The following is a 21,347-nucleotide window of genomic DNA, read 5'->3' on the forward strand; positions in this document are numbered from 1 at the left end:
AAAATAATAAGTCATTTGAATTTCGTAGATTTGTGAACAGAAATTTTTCTGACTTATGTTAAAAAATAAAAAAATTATTGTTGTAATGCCGGCATATAATGCCGAAAAAACTTTAGAAACAACTTATAACGAAATTCCTTTCGATATTGTTGATGATGTTATTATTGTTGATGATGCAAGCAGTGACGGAACTGTTGAACTGGCAAAAAAAATTGGCATCAGGAATGTTATTTGTCATGAAGAAAATAAAGGTTACGGAGGCAACCAGAAAACCTGCTATGACACCGCATTATCATTAGGCGCCGATATAGTAATAATGCTCCATCCCGATTATCAATACACGCCAAAACTTATTCCTTCTATGGCTCACATTATTGCCAACGATTTATATCAGGTTGTTCTTGGTTCCCGCATCCTGGGAAAAGGCGCTTTAAGAGGCGGAATGCCTTTATATAAATATATGTTTAACCGTTTCCTCACATTGTCACAAAATTTGTTGATAAACGAAAAAATTTCAGAATATCATACCGGTTACAGGGCTTTCTCACGCGAGGTGCTTGAAAAAATTGATTATCATGCAAACTCCGATGATTTTGTTTTCGACAATCAAATGCTTTCACAAATTATTTATGCAGGGTTTCATATTGGAGAAGTTACTTGTCCTACAAAATATTTTCCCGAAGCATCGTCAATTAATTTCAGAAGAAGTATGAAATACGGTATGGGAGTAATGGGAACATCGTTCAAACATTTTCTGCAACGCACAGGATTAGCAAAATTCAAAATATATAAACTTAAAAAATAACGTGGAGCAGCAGTGTTCATGCAGGTTCTGTAACAGCAAAGCCACAAAAAAGCTTTATTCTGCAATAGATATATTTGATGAAAGCTGGTTTATTTATCAATGTTCATCATGTGGCGCTTATTTCCTTGCTCCTTTTCCTGGTACTGCCATTTTACGCAAAGCTTACGATGCAGCATATTATGGCACAGGAAAAAATAAATTTATTTTTTCGGTAGAACATTTCATTGATTTTTTCAGAAAAAGAAAAGCAAAAAATATTTCAAAGATGATCCCCGTTAATGCCAAGTTACTTGATATAGGCTGTGGAAACGGGAGATTTTTAAAACATCTTTCATCGCTTGGCAGATATGAGTTACACGGAACAGAAATTGAAGGAGGCTCTGCAATCCGTGCATCGCATATAAATGAAATAAAATTAAAAATAGGACAAATCAATATAGATGATTTTCCTGAAAATTATTTTGATACGATTACATTGTTTCATGTTTTTGAACATCTTGAAAAACCAAAAGAAACACTGGAAATCATTTCTAAAATTTTAAAAAAGAATGGACTTTTAATTTTAACTTTTCCAAATATTTCTAGCTGGCAGGCAAAACTTTTCAAAGGGAACTGGTATCACCTTGACCCGCCACGTCATCTTATTTTTTTCAATCCTGAGAACTTCATTAAAATAATGGATACTTTGGGCTTTGCATTAAAAAAGAAAAGTTATTTTTCATTTGAGCAAAACCCTTACGGATGGGTTCAAAGTATTCTCAACTCTATAAATAACAGACGTGAATTTTTATATGAACGACTGAAAGGAAATAAAACTTATGCTCCTGAAAATGGTTTTATAAAATATTTTTTGAATATGATTTTTTTTATTTTCACTTTTCCTTTTTTTGCAATATTTGATTTTATCGAATCTCTTTTTCATAAAGGAGCGACTGTAAAAATGGAATTCATAAAAAAATAATTTTATATACAAATATGAGTAAAAAGAAATCAATATCACTTTGGATCTTTTCAATAATCTTCACCATTGGCATAGCATATTTTCAACGTGCTACCGGTCCATCATACCCTGCAAAAGGAAAAGTAACCATTAACAATGAAGAAATAAATTTCAAACTGCCCCGTACCTCAGATAACGAGAATGGCGAACTTATTAAAATAAATATACCCGATAAAACCATAAAAGGTATTTTCACATTTAAGCGATTTAAAAGCCATGACACATTATCTTCGATTGAAATGACCCGAGATGGCGATTACCTTACAGCTATAGTTCCCAAACAACCTGCTGCAGGAAAAGTAATGTATAATATTTCGCTGGTTTCTGGAAATAATAAAGTTTCCGTATCCGATGAATTTATTGTTCTTCGCTATAAAGGAAAAGTTCCGGCAATGGTGCTTATCATTCATATATTAACGATATTCCTTGCTATGCTATACTCTACACGTACCGGGCTTGAAGCTGCTTACAAAGGAATAAAAACATACCGCTACGCTTTTGTAACAGTGGTAATGCTTTTCATTGGCGGATTAATTCTTGGACCTCTAGTACAAAAATATGCGTTTAATGCATACTGGACCGGATGGCCATTCGGACATGACCTTACCGACAACAAAACATTGATAGCATTTATTTTCTGGGCAATCGCTTTCTTTAAATTATCTAAGAATAAAAATAATTTCAATTGGGCGATTATTGCATCTGTTGTGTTGTTGATTGTATTTTTAATTCCACATAGTGTTCTCGGCTCGGAAATAGATTACACAACGAAATAATATTTTATGCAGGATACACTTATGGGTATTGGCAGACCATCAGGAATGATGATAACATGGATAATCATTATTGTTACATGTATTTTTTCAATTACCGCATTTAACCGGCGTGATATTTTCGATCGATGGAAATTTAACCCGTATATCATTATTCAAAGCAAACAATGGTATCGTTTTTTTACATACAGTTTGTTGCATGCTGACTGGGTTCACCTTACAATGAATATGTTTGTTCTTTATTCTTTTGGTGAACTTGTTGAGATTTATATGAAATATTATTTTGGAATAAAAGGTTTAATGCTTTATGCTTTACTTTATATTGGTGGAGTTTTTCTTTCTGTGGTGCCTTCATTCGAAAAACATAAGCTTCACAGCTGGTATAATGCCGTGGGTGCATCGGGAGCTGTTTCAGCAGTGGTTTTTTCAAGCATCATCATTATGCCTTCAATGAAAATGTATTTGCTTTTCCTGCCTTTTCCTATCTCTGCACCAATATTTGGAATTCTTTACCTGATTTTTTCAGCATATATGGCACGTAAAGCCAGCGATAACATAGGTCATGACGCACATTTCTGGGGAGCATTATTTGGTGCACTTTTTACTATTGCATTAAAACCGGCACTTGCAATTTCATTCTATTACCAGCTTCTTCACTCTATATTTTGATATACCGGTTACCTGCAATATTTTTCAATCAGGTTTTTATCCACATTAAAATCAAGTTCACTGGCTTTTTTAAAATCATTGCATACATTCGATGTATTGCCTATTGCAATATTTATCAAAGCTCTTTCATAATATGCGGGTGCATAATCTTTAGCATTTTCAATTACAAAATTAATATCCGATAAAGCATCTTCATATTCTTTTTTCTGATATTTAACATCTCCTAAATAACATAAATACATTGGATTTCCGGGCTTTTCCTGTAGTATTGTATTTAAATCATCTATTGCTTTATCATACTGTTGAAGAAATTTGTAACACTTTGCGCGGGTATATCTCGCATCAGTTAATGCCTGATTGATATCAAGGGATTTATTCAAATCAGCAAGCGCTAATTGATATTCATTTGTTTCAAAATAGATCAGTCCACGGCAATAATAACAAACATCCATGGTATCGCCCATGCTTATTGCTTTATTAATATCGGTCAATGCTTCATTATATCTTTGAATTTTACACAACGACATTGCCCTGTTATAATATGCATTAGCGTAATCCGGCAGAAATGATAAAGTGATATTGCAATCGGTTATGGCGCTATCATATTCTTCTGTTTGAACATAAAGACAACTGCGGTTGTAATATGCTTTTGAAAATTTTGGAGACAATTCTATTGCATTATTAAAATCTTTTAATGCTTCCTGATATTTTTCTTTTTTAAGATATATATACCCCCTGTTATTATATGCAACCGCATACGTTGAATCAACTGTTATTGCTTTGGAATAATCCTTTAACGCTTTTTCATAATCAGATGACAGAGTATAATAATCACCACGTGCAACATATGCCAGAACAGCTTTATTATCTTTTTCAATAACATCAGACCAAAGTTTTACAGGGCTTTTCCATGCATCAATTCTTAAAAAGGTCAGGTATATAAATAAAATTACATATAAAAAAATCAATGCATTAAAAAAATACCTGTAAGCCACTCCAATAAATTTATAATCTTTGAATTGATCGTATAAATATCCAACTATCAGCAATAATCCTATATATGACACATATGAATATCGTTCTGCGACCACTGTATCACCAACAGGAAGTATTGGTAAAATAATTGATATGCCCGCAAGATAAAAAAGAAATCCGCCAATAATAACCCTGTTATTTTTCACATATTTAATAACCAGGTAAATCACAACCAGAAAAACAATAAATGAAAAATAATAAACTATTGGCAACATTCCGTGATGCAGTAATGGATAAAAATGTTTTGCCGAAAGCCCAACTGGAATAATCAGTTTAAAAGCATAAAACAATAATGCGTATGAAACAAAAAATATTCTGTCGACTATTGAATAATCAGCTAATGTATTTATTCCTTCAACAGAACGGGCTGCCAGTATTGCAATAATTCCGAATGATAATGAAAAAGCAAAAAAAGGTAATTTTTCAAACAAGGTATTTAAATTTATTTTTCTTTCATTAAAATAATCGATAACCATTAACAATAACGGAAATACTATTGCCAGAGGTTTTGAAAGTAATGCAAGAATAAAAAATACAAGTGTCAGTATAATATATTTTCTTTTAAAATCATTTTTTAAATATTTTAAATAATGAATAAGTCCACCCAGTATGAATGCCGTACACAATAAATCTTTTCTTTCCGAGAGCCACAATACCGATTCGGAGATCATAGGATGAACAGCAAAAATAAGAGCAACAATAAATGCAATATTCAATTTTCCTTTGAGCAATAACACAAACCTATACACCAACCAGATATTCAATAAATGAAATAATAAATTTATCACATGATAATGTGTATAGCCTATTCCAAATATTGATTTCTCAATAGACCAGGATAAGGTTACCAGCGGATGATACATTCCATTTATAAATGTTGAAAAAATCGCGATAAGATTATTTATTGATATGCCCTGGGCTAAAGGATTATTTATAATTAAAACATCATCATCGTAATTGGTAAAACCGTTTTGAAAAGATTTCAGATATAACAAAAAAGAAAGTAATAAAATAGCCGCTAAAGGTAATGCCTGCGAAATGAATTGTGATTTTTCCTTTGTAATACCGGGCATACCGGTAGTTTTCTTTTTATAATTATTTTTTTTGTTTTCCGTCATCAGAAATTATTTTTCAGTGATAACAAATTCCGTTCTCCTGTTCTTTGCCCTTCCCTGCTCGGTATCATTTGATGCTACAGGTTGGGTTAACCCGAATCCTTTATAGCTAAGGCGGGCAGCATCAATTCCTTTTCCTGCAATATAATCATATACTGATTTTGCACGATTTTCAGATAGTGTCATATTAAAATCGGTGCCACTAATATTATCAGTATGTCCATGAATAGCTACTTTTATATTAGGATGGTCATTCAGAAAATCAATAAAGCCATCAATGATCAGTTTGCTGTTTTCCGAAAGTTCAAAACTGCCATAATCAAAATAGATATCATTAAGTTTATATGTTTCACCAACAGCAATAGGTTTAATATCAAAATCAACTTTTACATTTGTATTTTCAGTAACAGCAGTATCTTCTTTCGAAATATATTTGGAAGAATATGCATAATCGTCTTTTTTCACTGTAAGCATATAATCGTTTTTCATCAAAGCGGCTATCACATATTTTCCTGTAATGGAATCCACTTCAACCTCGGTAACCTGCTTCGTCTTTACATTTTTTAATTCAACCTTTGCACTCGTGGGAATATCTTTCTGTTCATCTTTAATGTTCCCTTTTATCAGATGCACTGTAGTATCGGGCCTTGCTTCAGGATATAAATCAAAGGAATAAACATCCCACCCACCGGGACCTTTAAATCGCGTAATATCATTTGATGCAAAATATCCATAATGTCCGTCCGTGCTAACAAAAAAACCAACATCATCGCCTTCAGAGTTTATCGGGTAACCTATATTGGTTGGCTTACCGAATTTCCCATTTGCTTCTTTTTTTGAATAATAAATATCATAACCTCCTAAACCCGGCCATCCTGTAGATGAGAAATATAAGGTTTGATTATCGGTATGAATAAAAGGTGATTTTTCGTTACCGGAAGTATTAATATTGGGTCCCAGATTTTCGGGCACACTCCAACTGCTATCCTGCTTATGAGTTACATAGATATCATATCCACCATATCCTCCATCTCTGTCGCTCAGAAAATATAAATCTTTTCCATCGCTTGAAATTGACGGTTGCGATTCCCATGTTTTATCATTATTTACTTTCGGGCTTACACTTTTTATCTCCGACCAGGAACCATTGGTAAAAGTAGATGTGCATATATCACAATTGAAATACGCTTTATTATCTTTATCTGTTAAATATTTGCATACGGTATAGAAAAGATATTTATTATCAATCGTTAATGTTGCGCCACCTTCATTTGAATTTTCATTGAAAGGACTTGGCATTTCATACCCTTCATCAAAACTGCCATCTTTGCGCTTACTGTACATGAATTTTTCAGTATATACTAATTTTGCATCAGCGTATACGGACTTTGTTTTTGTTGCTGATTTACGTGTATACAAACACATTTCATTATCAGGTGTAATTATAGGAAGATATTCGTCGCTTACACTGCTCACCCCTTTAACATACACAGGGTTAAAAGGGACTGTTTTCGACATAATGCTCGTCATGTTCTTACTATAATATTTCACACTGTCGGCATGGCTGAAATCTTTATCCAGGTTTTTATATAGCTTTTGTTTTTCAGGTGTAAGATTTTCTACACCCTTAGTAAATTCATTCATATAATAGTTTGCTGAATCATATTTTTCAGCGCCAAGATAAATTTGTCCGAGATAATAAAACACATAAATATCATATGAAGGACATAATTCAGCTACTTTCAGATAATATTTTTTTGCCGTAGAATATTTTTCCTGGAAAGTAAAAATTTTTGCTAAACCATAATATGCTTCAACATATCCGGGCTCTTCGTCAATAGCCTCTTTAAAAAATTTTGCAGCTGTTGTATAACTATGATTTTTGAATTCTGCATATCCGTCCTTATAAATTTTTTCCGCTTTTTTATTTTTCACTTTGCAATCATCATTCGTTTCTTCACCATCTTCCTGTGAAAACACAGCATACTTAGGAAGAAAAAACAAAACAAATACGATTAAAAAAACTTTGTAAATATTTTTTTTCATTTATTGTAAAATTCCTTTTTACAATAGTTCGTTAAGTTTTGAGATTTGTCATTCTTCGAAATGACAAAATGCATTATTACTTTGTCATTTCGAGCAATAGCGAGAAATCTGTAATTATCTGCATTTTGTAAAAACTTAACGAACTATTACTTTTTAAAAATATTTTATTTAAATATTTATGAAAACCTTATTACTGATTATATGAATTATTTCGAAAAAGATGATCAACAATAGTAAGTGCAGCCATCGCTTCAACAACAGGAACTACGCGTGGAATAACACATACATCATGTCTTCCCTTAATTTTAATTTCTTTAGGAACACCTTTTTCATTAATTGTTTTTTGAGCTTTTCCTATGGAAGGTATCGGTTTAAATGCAACATTAAAAAAAATATTTTCCCCGTTACTTATTCCGCCAAGTATTCCGCCGGCATGATTGGTAGCCAGTTTCACTTTTTTCTTTTCAAAAATAAAAGCATCATTATGTTCGCTGCCATTCATTGCAGCAACAGCAAAGCCTTCACCATATTCAAAACCTTTTGCTGCCGGAATTGTCATCATGGCTTTTGCCAGCTCAGCATGAAGTTTATCGAAAACAGGCTCTCCCAAACCTACAGGACAACCTGTAATAATACAACTCACCACTCCTCCTATAGTATCCCCTTGCTTTTTTATATTTTCCAGATATGTTTGCATTTTATCTGAAGCTTTAGCATCAGGACAAAACAAAATATCATTTTCTGTTTTTTTATAATTGATATTTTTCATTCCTTTTTTATCGATACAAATATTTCCCACTTGTGAAGTGAACGCGTGAATTGAAATATTTTTCTTTTTCAGGATCATTTTTGCAATAGCTCCGGCAACAACCCTGGCAACAGTTTCACGTGCCGAGGCTCTTCCTCCACCCTGGTAATCTCGTATTCCGTATTTCATCAGGTAAGTGTAATCAGCATGAGAAGGACGAAAAATATCTTTCAGCCCTGAATAATCTGAACTTCTATGGTCTTTATTTAAAATTATAAAAGCAAGTGGGGTGCCGGTTGTAACCCCATTCATCAACCCCGAAAGAAACTCAACTTTATCATCTTCGCTTCTTGACGACATTAACTTGTTCATACCTGTACGTCGCCTCTGTAATTCATCACTGATAAAATTCATATCCATTTTAAGGTTCGCCGGGCAACCATCAATTACTCCACCAAGTGCAATACCATGTGATTCGCCAAAGGTAGTTAAGCTAAAAATTTTTCCTATTGTATTTCCAGACATTTTACAAACCTTCATAAATTTTCGCAAATATACATAAACCTGATGAAAAACAATCAATTTATGAAGGTTCACGAGCAGGCATTGTGTTGCGCCCCGATGAATATCGGGGGTGGGAGCGAGTAACTAAAGGAGCATATTTTTTTACAGAAGAAATATATAGTAATTTGCAAACTTATTAAATGAAAAAGAGGCATACAAATGCGTAAGCCTCTTTTTATGAAAAAATCATTTTTCTTTATTTATTCAAAAACTACTTTTTTATTTACAACGCCATCAGAAGTTATTATTTTTAAATTATAAACCCCTTTAGCAAAATCAGCAATATCAATATCTTTATCAAATATTAAATTGATATAATGATTTTCAGAATACACCAGTTGTCCTTTCAGATCAAATATCTGAACACTTACTTCTTCATTATTATTATTACTGAATGCTACATGCAGTTTATCATTTGAAGGATTCGGGAAAACTTTTAAATCTTTTAAAATATCATACTCTTCGTATCCGGCCGGGAATGAAGTATATGTTGCATCAAAACCTTCGCCAGTAACAGAAGTATTACTTTTAAAAATAACTCTCATCTTACCACTTGGGGATGAAACATCGGAAGGAATGGTGTTTCCTGTATAAACGCCTAAAGGTGTTGCTGAATTTTCAATATCAAATACGCGTACTTTATCATTTCCCGATTCCAGGTTAAAGCTGTTAAAATGCAGAACTACTATTGCTGCTCCTGCAGGAACAATATCCCAGGCACAACTTGCATTGTTATAATAATCATAAACACCACTTCCATCACTTAAAGTTCCAGTGGAATCGGTTAAAATATTTGTACTGGTACAAAATACAGGATATACCGAATAATAACTTATTTGCCAGCCTTCACCAACAGTGCTGCCATTTGAGTTAAATGTAACTAATACTTCTGGGCTTGTTGATGTGATCTGCGATGGTATTGTTGATCCGGTATATTGCCCCAGTAAAGTCGCCGATGTTGTTGAACCGTCATAAACAGTTACTACATCATTGGTGTTTTCAATATTTATTTTATCAAAATTTAAAACCAAATGATCAACCATAACCGTAGCTGGCACAACAGGTGAGATCAACCATGAACAATCGGAATTATTTTGATAATCGTTATAGCCGCTTCCATCGGTAAAACTCCCAACAGCAGCAGTGAGTGTTACCGGACCTGAACAATATGAAGGATAACCTGTTCCCGGATATATTTTATATAACATTTGCTGATAATTAGAAAAATCAGAGCCTCCCGGGTTTAGTGCTGTAAGATAAAAATATCCGTCATACATTCCGCTCCATCCCCAGTTAAAATGGAAATAATTGGTTCCCTGGTATCCATCCAGTACAAATGCATGTCCGCCTGCATCTCCAAACCCTGAATACTCAATAGGTCTTTTAGCATCTATCTCAGTACGGATCATGCTTTCCCATGTGGCATCATTATAATCACTTTTATCAGCGCTTTTAATATTACTTGAATATTTGAAATTTGCAGGTAACGTTTGAACGTACTGCGATGGCCATGCTCCCGAACCATCGGTGCCATAATCCATATCGGCAGCCACTCCGCAATGATATGAAATAGTAGCAATAGCATCATTAGTACCATTACATGTGTTGGTCATGGCATTCCAGTTATATGTAGTAGCTCCGAAATTTGCAGATAACTGACCATACGATTGGGAATTATAACTATACGTCCCCTGTCCCTGCGCAGGATAGCGATAATAAAACATGATCTGGGCCATGGCTGTTGCAACACAGCCCACATAACAATGCCCTGCTGCGCCAGCAGCATCAGCCGGGCATAAAGTATTATAACATCCACCCTGATCCCATTTTGAAAATACTAATGGCAAAACAGATTTTGTTCCTTTTGTTGAAATAAAATCTTCTGGATTAACTTTATACTTGTTCCACTCTGATTCAATATCAGGTGTAGCATTTAATTTTAAAGAAACATCTTCTGTTATTTCTTTTTTATACATATTTATCCACGATATGAATTGCGGTGGTTGATTTTCATTACTGTATGTGCTCTCAAATGAATATCCCATTACCGGGCGAAAAATATCATCAGCAGCAACCATAATAAAACCGCCATTACTGGTATTAAACACATAATACAGAAGCTGCGAATTTTCGGAAATTAAAAATTCATCAGTAATAAAAATCCCGTCGGCACTTTTATCATACAAATTGGAATAATTTTCCTGATATGAATTTATTGCTACATTTTTTGCTGTTTTCAAATCGACTTTTTCCGCATTAGCAATATTGAAAATAAAAACAAAAGCAATAATAGCAATCTGAATGGGGTGTTTATGTTTCATAAAGAAATTATTATTAATAATATTTCATGATAAAAGGCAAATATAAAGTAATTTATAAATATTATAAAAAAAGAGGCATGCTTAAAATAGTACACCTCTTTTACATTAAGTTATTTAAATTTTATTCAACTACAATTTTTTTATTTATTAAATCACCCGAGGTAATTATCTGTAAATTATACACCCCTTTTGTAAAGCCTGAAATATCAATATCTTTTTCAAACTTATTGCCATTGGTGTATATTTCAGAGTATACCTGACGGCCTGTTAAATCCATCAGTTTAATTGTTACATCAGTATTTTCTATAATATCAAACGATACATGTAATTGACTGCTTGCAGGATTTGGATAAATATTCATATCTTTTACTGCACTGAATTCTTCAACTCCTGCTAACGATGATGTATATGAAGCAGTAAATCCTTCGGCTGTAATAGAAGTGTTGCTTTTAAATATAACCCTCATTTTCCCGCTTGGAGAAGTAACATCTGCAGGAATAACAGTACCGGTGTATGTAGCCAAAGGAGATGAAGTATTATCCATATCATACACCCTTACATTATCGCTGGATTCAAGGTTAAAACTTTCGAAGTGCAATGTAACAGTAGCCGCGTTGGGTGGAGTTATCTCCCATATACAATTTGAGCCATTATTATAATTATAAATATCGCTTCCATCGTTAAATGTCCCGCTGGCAGCAGTTAATGTAGTTAGTCCGCTACAGAATATAGGATAAACCGAATAATAATAGATCTGCCATCCTTCGCTTACAGTGCTGCTGTTTGTTTTGAAAGTTACCAACACCTGGGGACTGGTAGATGTTATCTGTGATGGAATGGTAGTACCTGAATATATTCCAAGAACCGGTGATGAAGTATTAGGTCCATCATAAATTGTTATGATATCATTAGTTGATTCGGTATTAATTGCATCAAATGATAAAATCAGGTGATCAATTAATGTTGAAGGAGAGATCAGCCATGAACAATCAACATCATTCTTATATTCCGACGGACCGCTGCCATCGGTTAAAGTACCAACAGCCGAAGTTAAAGTATCCGAATTTCCGGAACAATATTCCGGGTAACTTGTTGTTGGAGGATAAATATTATAAACCATATGCTGTGTTGAAGTAAAATCATTACCCGTAGGATTTAAAGCAGTAAGATAAAAATAACCGTTATAATATCCGCTCCATCCCCAGTTGAAATGAAAATACGTTGAATCCTGGTACCCATCGAGGTTAAATGCATGTCCGGCACCTGCACTCTCATCATAACCGGTATACTCTATTGGATGTTTTGCATCTATCTGGGCGCGGATCATATTTTCCCAAACTGCGGTTGAATAACTGCTTTTATAAGCATAATTAATATCACTTGAGTATTTGAAATATAACGGCAACTTGGTCTTCCAGTCAGTAGTTTGAGCACTCGATCCATCAGTACCGTAATTCATTTTTACAGCTATTCCACAATGATAAGAAAGTGTAGCAATAGCAAGGTTCTCACCATTGCATGAATTGGCCATTGCATTCCAGTCATAAGTAGTAGTACCAAAGCTTGCTGATAATGTACCATAAGACGATGGATAACTGTATGAATTTTGGCCCTTTTCAGGATAACGATAATAATACATTATTTGAGCCATTGAGGTTGCAACACAACCTACATAGCAATGCCCGCCATCGCCTGCTGCCGCAGCAGGACATAATGCATTATAACAAGCGCCCTGGTCCCACTTTGCTAGTAATAAAGGCTCAACGTCCTTTGTTCCTTTTTTAAAAGTATAATTCTCAGGACTTACTTTATACCTGCTCCATGCTGTTTCAATTTCAGGAGTTGCTGTTATCTTTGCAGAAATGTCGCTTACAATTTCTTTCTTAAAATTACTTACCCAATATTTAAAACCTTCCGGTTGATTCTCATTGCCATAAATACCTTCAAATGAATATCCCAATATTGGGATGAAGATATCATTGGCAGCAACCATAATGAACCCTCCGTTACTGGTATTAAAAACATAATATAAAAGTTGTGAATTTTCTGAAATTAAAAATTCATCCGTAATAAAAATATCGCCGGCACTTTTATCATATAAATTGGAAAATTTTTCCCTGTATGCATTCAGCGCGACATTTTTTGCTGTCTTCACATCAACATTCCCTGCAAATGCAACATTGAAAGCAAATGCAAAAGCCATAATTATAATAAGTAGTGTAATTTTTCTTTTTCCCATCTGTATAAAAATAATAATGTTTATAAAATATGTATGTTATCAGAAATGATATTTTTTGTTACCCGCCTGCCAGTCGGGCAGGCTCGCTCCCACCCCCGATATTTATCGGGTCGCAACACTAGCTCGCTCGTGAATATCCATGCTAAAGTAAATTCCTGATCGAACTCCTGTTTTATTTTGTTTCTCACGGTTAGTGCAAATTTATGTTTGCATGGATATTTCATATATAAAAATTAATATATTTAATCTATGCAAATTTATTGAATAATAATATCAAAAACAAAGTTTTTATAACTTCGCAGTGTCTTTAAACAATTAAATAATGAATATTTTAATAAAAAACATCAAAGAACTTATACAAACTGAAACTGACAGTAATAACAGAAAGTTAAAAGTTTGCGGAAAACACATGGCATCATTAAGTTCTATTAAAAATGCTTACCTTCTTTTACAAAAGGGTGAAATTATTGATTTTGGTTTGATGGATGATATAAAAAAATTGGGAACTGTTACAGCCAAAGAAATCGATGCTTCAGGTAAAATGGTTTTTCCCTGTTTTTGCGATTCACACACACACCTGGTTTATGCGGGAAGTCGTGAAATTGAATACATCGATAAAATAAAAGGACTTTCATATGAAGAAATAGCAAAACGCGGTGGCGGGATTTTAAATTCAGCAAAACGTTTGCACGAGGCATCAGAAGAAGAACTTGTTGAACAGGCTTTGCAACGACTTGAAGAAATTAAATATTTTGGCACCGGTGCTGTTGAAATAAAAAGCGGTTATGGACTTAATGTAGAAGATGAATTGAAAATGCTCCGCGTTATCCGTAAATTAAAATCACGTTCACCACTTACAATAAAATCAACCTTCCTGGGAGCTCATGCAGTACCTGCGGAATATAAAGGAAAGCAAAAAGAATTTGTAGATTTGGTAATTAATGAAATGATACCGGCTGTAGCATATGAAGATCTTGCCGATTATATAGATGTTTTTTGTGATAAAGGATTCTTTACTGTTGAAGATACCGAACGTATATTGATGGCCGGAATGAAATACGGACTGCGTCCGAAAATTCATGCGAATGAATTGGATTATTCAGGCGGAATACAAGCCGGTGTAAAATACAATGCCTTATCGGTCGACCATCTTGAATTTGTTGGTGAAAAAGAAATCGCCGCATTATTAAATTCAGAGACCATGCCTACGGTATTACCGGGCGCAGCTTTCTTCCTGGGGATGCAATTATCACCAGTACGTGATATGATGAATGCCGGATTACCAGTTGCATTAGCCAGCGATTTTAATCCCGGTTCAGCACCTTCAGGAAATATGCAGTTTATAATTTCTCTTGCATGTATCAAATACCGTATGTTACCTGAAGAAGCTATTAATGCGGTAACACTGAACACAGCTTATGCCATGGGTGTTGAAGAAGAGTTGGGTAGTATTGCTGTTGGGAAAAAAGCAAATATTTTCATCACCAAATCCATACCTACATACGAATTCATGCCATATGCATTCGGAAGCAACAAGGTAGAAACGGTAATCCTAAACGGGAAAATTCAATAGTTCTTTAAGCCCAAAATTCAAAAATCTTTCATTTTATATTTGAATCTTTTGACTTGGAATTTGGTTCTTTGAATTTATTAAAATAGAATTTTATAACTCTAATAAAAATAAAAAAGAAGGGAGCTTTAAAAAGCAACCTTCTTTAAACATATATTTATACTCGTTCTTATCAGGTTTGCAAAAGCAAAACTATTTAGAACGAGTTATACCGTACAGAAAACAAAAAATATTTTTTTTGCAAAACTCTTTTCTGTCGGTATATATGTGGATTTTGGGATTCGGATTTCAAATTAAATTTTCTTTTGCGAAAACTCTCTTCCTGTCCTTAAACATTGCAGATTCACATTAACAACTTCTTCACCTTTATTTTTAAAGATCGCCTTCACAGCGTTTTCAATCTTTTCAAAAGGCATATTAATAAATGGAGAAGCAGCGCCAAGTATAACCATGTTTGCAGATTTTGGAGAACCAAGGTCCTCGGCAATCTTTTCAGCATCAATTGCAATATTCCTCGGGAATTTTTTTATTTCAGAAATTACTTTTTCTATTTCCGGATAGTTGGGAATATTCACAAAAGGTTTTGTATTGGTTATCAGCCAACCTTTAGGAGAAAGCATGGGTAAATATCTGAGCGATTCCATAGGTTCAACAGCAATAATCATATCGGCAGTTCCTTTCGGAATAAGGTCAGAAAATATTTCTTCATCAGAAAGCCTTAGATTAGAAGAAACATCACCTCCCCTCTGGCTCATGCCATGAACTTCTGATTGTTTTAAAAATAAACCCGATTCAACTGCTGCAAAGCCTATGGTTGCAGCTATGGAAACAATACCTTGTCCGCCAACTCCGGCAATTACTATATCTATTTTCATTGTTTTTTTATTTTTTTAATTTCTCTCTCATGCGTTTATTTAATGTCTGTATACATTCACGAAGTGGGACAATCACCGAAACACCATTGTATGCCAGCTCTTCTTTCATTATCCGAACATTTTCTTCATGGTTTTTCTTTAAAGGTTTAATAACCCTTAAATGACTTTCTTCAACACCAATGCCTTTGCAGATATCTAATATCTTACCATATGCAGCCGAAGGTTGCCCACCGGTCATTCCCGTCGTTGAATTATCAAGTATAATAATAGTTACAGGAGATTTGCTGTTTACGCAATCCAATAAACCGGTCATTCCAGAATGGGTAAAAGTAGAATCGCCGATAACAGCTACAGCAGGCACCATTCCTGCATCAGCAGCTCCTTTTGCCATAGTTATGGAAGCGCCCATATCCACGCATGAATTAATTGATTCTAAAGGAGGCAAAGCGCTAAGTGTATAACAACCTATATCTGAAAAAACTCTTCCTTTTGAATATTGAGAAAGTGCTTCATTCAATCCAAGGAATGAATCGATATGAGGACAACCGGTACACAGTGATGGAGGACGACCTACAATAATAGCAGGCACATCCTGTCCTTTGGTATCGGCTTTACCTAATGCAATACCTACAATATTAGGATTCAATTCACCATCTCTTGGCAAAGTGCCATCAAGTCTTCCTTTTATATCAATACCTTTTCCAAGGAATCCTTTAAGCATTTCTTCAACTACAGGGTAGCCATCTTCAAGAACCAGCACTGATTTACATTCTTTGGTAATGCGTTCGATCTGTTTTCGTGGTAATGGATATTGACTGAGTTTAAGTACAGGGAAATTTACTTTCCTGTCGGGATAATTTTCCATTAAATAATTATAACCAATGCCACATGCAATAATACCAAGGCTTTTATCATTCCCGTCAATGTATTTATTGAATGAAGAGTTTTCAGATTCTTTTTCAAAACCATCCTGTTTGTTCAGCAAATCTTTATATTGTTTTCTTGCAATAGCAGGTAAAAGAACAAATTGTCTTAAATTATCGGGAAGTTTATTACCATTCTGTTCAAGTTGTTGTTTACGTAAAACACCTGCTCTTGAATGCGCCATACGTGTAGTGATACGGATCATAACAGGAACATGATATTTTTCAGAAAGTTCAAAACCGGCAAAAGTCATATCATAAGCTTCCTGCTGGTTAGCCGGTTCAAAAATTGGTATCAAAGCAAATTTCCCCAGCACTCGTGAATCTTGTTCGTTCTGAGATGAATGCATTGATGGGTCATCTGCCGACACAACAATAAATCCACCATTTGCGCCAGTGATAGCCGAATTAATAAAAGGATCGGCAGCTACATTTAAACCCACATGTTTCATACATACCATCGTTCTTTTTCCGGCATACGACATACCAAGTGCTGCTTCATATGCTGTTTTTTCATTAGCTGCCCAGCTGGCTTTTATCCCTTTCTGATTTGCTTCTTTTGAAGCATGAACGTATTCAGTAATTTCTGTTGACGGTGTACCGGGATAGGCATAAATACCCGACAAGCCTGCATCTATTGCCCCCTGTGCAATAGCTTCATCGCCCATTAATAATTGTTTCTGCATATTATTTATTCATTAATTAATTATCAAATCTTATTAATTACAAATCTAAATAAAAAAAATAATACCGATTTAAAAAATAATATCGTCCTAACTTCATTTCAATTGTTTGTACTTCCACCAAGGCGTATATTTTTCTATCGGCATATCCAAAGTAAGAATTTGTAGTACGTCTTTTGTCTATTTACAAATTCACTTTGGTAATAGCAAAGGGTATCAAAAATATCATAAATAAATATTTCTTACTTTTATTTTATCTTAACAGTTCGGTAATTTTTTAGTATATTTTGGGCTAAAGCCCAATTTCATTGAGTTTTATTAGCCCCGACCTTAAGGTCGGGGCTATTGTGAAACCCACAATTATCAAGGACTTTAGTCCTTGCATAAAAAAATTACCGAACTGTTGTTGTCTAAATAGTGAATATTATTACAGATTCAGGAAATAATTAAAGAGATTTGGTAATTAATAGCGGCTGATTATCTTTTTAGTGATAACACTTTTATCAGATATTACCCTGATAAAATAAGTTCCGCAACCCGGAATATAAAAGTTTAAATTGTTTTGTTTACTGATATTCTTACTTTGAATAACCTGCCCTGATTCATTAATAATTTGAATTTCACTTGTATTTTCAGGAAATGTAATTGTAACTTTTCCATCAGAAGGGTTTGGAAAAATATTTATATTGTTATTGGATACATTCACTTCAGCGATATCATTTATCCATGGTAAAAGTTCAAGAAAACATAAATTCGCTCCAAGTCCCATATATTTTTCATCTGTTATATAAACTGATGAATCATTAATAAAAACAATACCTTCCTTTTGTGTATAGCTCATGCTTATCTTCATTACATCACCATTAAAAAAGTCAGTGCCTGAATAATTAGTAAAAAGCCATATCATCTTTTCCGAAAGCAACACCATACTTTTCCCCGATGGGCTTATATCGGCAGAAGTGATCCATTGCTGCGTGTCAAAACTATCGACCAACTCTGCTATATAATTCCCCTGAACATCAGGCAAACGATACATTTTGCTGTATGTAGAAACACCCCTGTTTTTAGAAAAAATGTATAATGAATCATTGAAATGAAACATAGCTTCACAATCAAAATTCCAATTACTGCTGTCAGGAGGAAAATATAACTGGTCAGAAAAACTGAAATAAATTATTTGAGGAATAACAGAATCATTATTTATGGAATCGGGATTGGAGATTTTATAAATTTGTAAATCCGTGCGGTTATTATAATTATTTCCAAAATCTCCGATATAATAATTCCCCTGATCGTCCTGAGTTATATCTTCACAATCAATAGCATTTACTCCTGAAAAATATAATATCCTGTGAATATTACCCAGGGTATCAATATTGAATATTCTTGCTTTATCACCACTGTCGTTGTGTGCCCAGATATTATCAGGGTTACTGGCTTCAACACCCGAACATTCACTCAAAGAATCGGGGAGCTTATGAATAACAACAGGTACAGCTATCTGGCAAAAAACATTAACAAATGGAATTAACAAAAAAATAAAAATTAAACGTACAATTTTCATCTGTATAAAAAATATTATGTGTAAATTATTTTTTTGTTATGCTCTCCTACCCCCGATAAATTCAGGACATATCACCAGCCCGCTGGTTAATATCCATGTTAAAGTAAACACCTGATTGAACTTTTGTTTGATTTTATTCATAATGATTGATTTGATTCTATGTTTGAATAGATATTTCATCTCGTTATATACCGACAGAAAAAAGGTTTGCAAAAATATTTTTTGTTTTCTGTACGGTATAACTCGTTCTAAACAGTTTTGCCTTTGCAAACCTGTTTAGTTTACAAAGCTATGAAAAATATATAAAAAAAATTATATTTGCATAAACTCAAAGCTATAATATCTATGAAAAAATTGCACTTAATATTTTTAATAATTATTGTTACTATACTGGCTTCCTGCTTAGGCAATAGTAATAAACCGGATAATAATCCCGACTCAACTAAAACCCAAATTACAAAAACAAATGCACTGTCTTCCGGAAAATATAAAATAAAATCAGGAATAATTGAAATGAACATTGAAACAATGGGAATGATTCAGAAAATGAAAATGTATTTCGACGATTTCGGCAACAAAGAATGTGTTGAAACGAACTACACAATGGATATGGGAATTGCCGGTAAAATTGAAATGCATTCAAAAGTCATTACTGGCAATGGTTATATTTACAATATTGACTTAACAAAAAAATCAGGAACAAAAACCAAAATAACAACTAACGAAAAAAATAAAACCAACGATATTGATTTCAATAATATGGATGAAAAAATAATGAAAGAAATGCACATTACCAAAGCAGGTACTGAAAAGGTTATGGATAAGACCTGTGATAAATTCAATATGAATAATCCTGAATTAAAAATGAAATCGTCATACAGTGTTTGGAATGGGATTCCCCTGAAATATGAAATGAATATGTCGGGAATTGTTGCCAAAGCAACTACCACCAAAATTGAAGAAAACGCCACAATCCCTGCCGAAATATTTGAAATCCCTGCTGATATAAAGATTACAGAAATAAAATAACTATCAAAACATATTGAATAATGAATAATATGGAACACTATTATAACCTGGTTGAAAAAGTTATTAAAGAACTGGGTGTTGACCCTGTGATATGCCGTGGTGATAAAGAAGGACAATGGAATTTGAATAATGGCACAGCAAATATATGGGTGGATGTCTGGAAACAAGAAGACAAAGATTATGGTTATATACAAATAATGGGACCTGTATCAAAAGTACCACACGAAAAAGAACTGGAGTTTTACAGGGAAATGATGGAAATAAATCATGGTTTGTATGCATGCAGCATTACCAAATTTGAAAACTGGATACATGTAAAATCAATACGCGAGCTGGAAGATCTTAGCGAAAGCGAAGTACTGGCAATGTTCGACAGGGTTAGCTATTATGTGAATTATTACGATGAGTATATAAAAAACAAATATTTCACCAAGCCGGTAAAAAGAACAGAATAGTTTTAATTTAATGATTTTTTGTATAATCGCAGGGAATTGGCAATTACAAAAACATCGGAGAAAGCCATACTTGCAGCAGCAATCATAGGATTCAGGAATCCGAATGCGGCAATTGGAATTGCAATCACATTATAAAAAAATGCCCAGAATAAATTCTGCTTTATTGTAGTCAATGTGATTTTGCTAATACCTAATGCTTTTTTAAGAAGCGATAAATTTCCTTTCAGTAAAATAATTTGCGCCGACTCAATTGCAATCTGTGTAGCATTGCTTAATGATATACCTACTGTTGCCTTGGCAAGCGCAGGGGCATCATTTATGCCATCGCCAACCATTGCCGTATTGCCACGTCTCATAAAATATTCAATGATTTCCATTTTTTCTGCCGGAAGTTTTTCAGCATACACTTCATCAACTCCTGTTTCTTTTGCAATAAATTCACATTTGCTTTTCCTGTCGCCACTTAATAAAATGGTTTTTATTCCTTTCGATTTAAAATATGCTATGGTTTCTTTAGCATCAGTTTTTATTTCATCTTCCACATCAAGCCATGCAATTAATTTTTCATTTTCCAAAAGATAAACAGTGTGAGTATCATCATCAGTAAGGGTTTTAGCAATTGAATACGAGCCAGCTTTATAAATTTTCCCATCATTTGTTTCGGCTTCGATTCCCAATCCTTTTTGTTCATTTACCTTTTTAAAATGAAATTCATCCGAATCAGAGAATTCTAAAACTATTGATTTTGCTATAGGATGCGATGAATGTTTTTCGATGCTGAACAAAATTGATTTTACTTTTTCTTCATCAGCATTATTTACAAAAACATTTTTTACCTCGAAATTTCCTGTTGTAAGTGTTCCTGTTTTATCAAAAACAATCATTGGTGGACGAGATAAAATAGGCAAGCATACCTGAATGAACCGATATACT

At 33.8% G+C, this 21,347-nt stretch carries 16 protein-coding genes; 7 read left to right on the top strand and 9 right to left on the bottom strand.

The annotated features are described in order from the left end of the window. The first annotated feature begins 55 nt into the window (after window positions 1-55). Genes PKK00_03985 through PKK00_04000 form a run of 4 tightly spaced genes read left to right on the top strand, consistent with a single transcriptional unit; the run spans window position 56 to window position 3,247 of the window. The gene (locus tag PKK00_03985) at window positions 56-805 is read left to right on the top strand and encodes a glycosyltransferase family 2 protein (GenBank protein HNW97558.1); all 750 of its coding nucleotides are present in this window, start codon (window positions 56-58) and stop codon (window positions 803-805) included. A 1-nt stretch (window position 806) separates the two neighbouring features. After that, complete coding sequence (locus PKK00_03990) at window positions 807-1,766, top strand: class I SAM-dependent methyltransferase (protein ID HNW97559.1); 960 nt, start codon at window positions 807-809, stop codon at window positions 1,764-1,766. A 14-nt stretch (window positions 1,767-1,780) separates the two neighbouring features. Then, entirely contained in the window at window positions 1,781-2,581 is an 801-nt protein-coding gene (locus PKK00_03995; protein ID HNW97560.1) for a hypothetical protein, read from the top strand. 6 nt (window positions 2,582-2,587) lie between these two features. Continuing rightward, window positions 2,588-3,247 (top strand): rhomboid family intramembrane serine protease, encoded by a 660-nt coding sequence (locus PKK00_04000; protein ID HNW97561.1) that lies wholly within the window; start codon window positions 2,588-2,590, stop codon window positions 3,245-3,247. A gap of 8 nt (window positions 3,248-3,255) precedes the next feature. Here the strand turns inward: PKK00_04000 and PKK00_04005 are convergent, their stop codons facing one another. The 5 genes from PKK00_04005 to PKK00_04025 all read right to left on the bottom strand — a co-directional run bounded on the left by PKK00_04005 (window position 3,256) and on the right by PKK00_04025 (window position 13,315). Next, complete coding sequence (locus PKK00_04005) at window positions 3,256-5,400, bottom strand: tetratricopeptide repeat protein (protein ID HNW97562.1); 2,145 nt, start codon at window positions 5,398-5,400, stop codon at window positions 3,256-3,258. A gap of 6 nt (window positions 5,401-5,406) precedes the next feature. Next, the gene (locus tag PKK00_04010; protein HNW97563.1) at window positions 5,407-7,443 is read right to left on the bottom strand and encodes an OmpA family protein; all 2,037 of its coding nucleotides are present in this window, start codon (window positions 7,441-7,443) and stop codon (window positions 5,407-5,409) included. Window positions 7,444-7,633: 190 nt separating this feature from the next. After that, complete coding sequence (aroC, locus tag PKK00_04015; GenBank protein HNW97564.1) at window positions 7,634-8,716, bottom strand: chorismate synthase; 1,083 nt, start codon at window positions 8,714-8,716, stop codon at window positions 7,634-7,636. A gap of 239 nt (window positions 8,717-8,955) precedes the next feature. After that, window positions 8,956-11,076: a C10 family peptidase gene (locus PKK00_04020; protein ID HNW97565.1), complete on the bottom strand. Its 2,121-nt coding sequence runs from the start codon at window positions 11,074-11,076 to the stop codon at window positions 8,956-8,958. 121 nt (window positions 11,077-11,197) lie between these two features. Then, complete coding sequence (locus tag PKK00_04025) at window positions 11,198-13,315, bottom strand: C10 family peptidase (GenBank protein HNW97566.1); 2,118 nt, start codon at window positions 13,313-13,315, stop codon at window positions 11,198-11,200. 322 nt (window positions 13,316-13,637) lie between these two features. Here PKK00_04025 and hutI point away from each other — a divergent pair, with 322 nt between their 5' ends. Next, a complete protein-coding gene (gene hutI, locus PKK00_04030) occupies window positions 13,638-14,888 on the top strand; it encodes an imidazolonepropionase (GenBank protein HNW97567.1) in 1,251 nt (416 codons plus the stop codon). 290 nt (window positions 14,889-15,178) lie between these two features. Here hutI and PKK00_04035 read toward each other — a convergent pair whose 3' ends face one another. The 3 genes from PKK00_04035 to PKK00_04045 all read right to left on the bottom strand — a co-directional run bounded on the left by PKK00_04035 (window position 15,179) and on the right by PKK00_04045 (window position 18,900). Next, window positions 15,179-15,760: an indolepyruvate oxidoreductase subunit beta gene (locus PKK00_04035; protein HNW97568.1), complete on the bottom strand. Its 582-nt coding sequence runs from the start codon at window positions 15,758-15,760 to the stop codon at window positions 15,179-15,181. Window positions 15,761-15,767: 7 nt separating this feature from the next. Beyond that, window positions 15,768-17,369: a thiamine pyrophosphate-dependent enzyme gene (locus tag PKK00_04040; GenBank protein ID HNW97569.1), complete on the bottom strand. Its 1,602-nt coding sequence runs from the start codon at window positions 17,367-17,369 to the stop codon at window positions 15,768-15,770. Window positions 17,370-17,829: 460 nt separating this feature from the next. Next, entirely contained in the window at window positions 17,830-18,900 is a 1,071-nt protein-coding gene (locus tag PKK00_04045) for a T9SS type A sorting domain-containing protein (GenBank protein ID HNW97570.1), read from the bottom strand. 375 nt (window positions 18,901-19,275) lie between these two features. Here PKK00_04045 and PKK00_04050 point away from each other — a divergent pair, with 375 nt between their 5' ends. Together PKK00_04050 and PKK00_04055 are read left to right on the top strand one after the other, a co-directional pair. Continuing rightward, window positions 19,276-19,959: a hypothetical protein gene (locus PKK00_04050; protein ID HNW97571.1), complete on the top strand. Its 684-nt coding sequence runs from the start codon at window positions 19,276-19,278 to the stop codon at window positions 19,957-19,959. Between the two features lie 29 nt (window positions 19,960-19,988). Next, window positions 19,989-20,414 carry a YbjN domain-containing protein gene (locus PKK00_04055; GenBank protein ID HNW97572.1) on the top strand — a complete coding sequence of 142 codons (426 nt, stop codon included), beginning with the start codon at window positions 19,989-19,991 and terminating at the stop codon, window positions 20,412-20,414. Window positions 20,415-20,416: 2 nt separating this feature from the next. Here the strand turns inward: PKK00_04055 and PKK00_04060 are convergent. Next, a partial coding sequence (locus PKK00_04060) for an HAD-IC family P-type ATPase (protein ID HNW97573.1) occupies window positions 20,417-21,347 on the bottom strand: 931 nt, incomplete at its 5' end.

The sequence above is a fragment of the Bacteroidales bacterium genome (assembly GCA_035353855.1).
GTDB lineage: Bacteria > Bacteroidota > Bacteroidia > Bacteroidales > CG2-30-32-10 > DAOQAK01.

What these genes read in the sequence shown, in the direction of transcription:
- PKK00_03985 (HNW97558.1), top strand. Translation starts at nt 56, where the DNA reads ATGTTAAAAAATAAAAAAATTATTGTTGTAATGCCGGCATATAATGCC.
- PKK00_03995 (HNW97560.1), top strand. Translation starts at nt 1,781, where the DNA reads ATGAGTAAAAAGAAATCAATATCACTTTGGATCTTTTCAATAATCTTC.
- PKK00_04000 (HNW97561.1), top strand. Translation starts at nt 2,588, where the DNA reads ATGCAGGATACACTTATGGGTATTGGCAGACCATCAGGAATGATGATA.
- PKK00_04005 (HNW97562.1), bottom strand. Translation starts at nt 5,400, where the DNA reads ATGACGGAAAACAAAAAAAATAATTATAAAAAGAAAACTACCGGTATG.
- PKK00_04010 (HNW97563.1), bottom strand. Translation starts at nt 7,443, where the DNA reads ATGAAAAAAAATATTTACAAAGTTTTTTTAATCGTATTTGTTTTGTTT.
- aroC (HNW97564.1), bottom strand. Translation starts at nt 8,716, where the DNA reads ATGTCTGGAAATACAATAGGAAAAATTTTTAGCTTAACTACCTTTGGC.
- PKK00_04020 (HNW97565.1), bottom strand. Translation starts at nt 11,076, where the DNA reads ATGAAACATAAACACCCCATTCAGATTGCTATTATTGCTTTTGTTTTT.
- PKK00_04025 (HNW97566.1), bottom strand. Translation starts at nt 13,315, where the DNA reads ATGGGAAAAAGAAAAATTACACTACTTATTATAATTATGGCTTTTGCA.
- hutI (HNW97567.1), top strand. Translation starts at nt 13,638, where the DNA reads ATGAATATTTTAATAAAAAACATCAAAGAACTTATACAAACTGAAACT.
- PKK00_04035 (HNW97568.1), bottom strand. Translation starts at nt 15,760, where the DNA reads ATGAAAATAGATATAGTAATTGCCGGAGTTGGCGGACAAGGTATTGTT.
- PKK00_04040 (HNW97569.1), bottom strand. Translation starts at nt 17,369, where the DNA reads ATGCAGAAACAATTATTAATGGGCGATGAAGCTATTGCACAGGGGGCA.
- PKK00_04050 (HNW97571.1), top strand. Translation starts at nt 19,276, where the DNA reads ATGAAAAAATTGCACTTAATATTTTTAATAATTATTGTTACTATACTG.
- PKK00_04055 (HNW97572.1), top strand. Translation starts at nt 19,989, where the DNA reads ATGGAACACTATTATAACCTGGTTGAAAAAGTTATTAAAGAACTGGGT.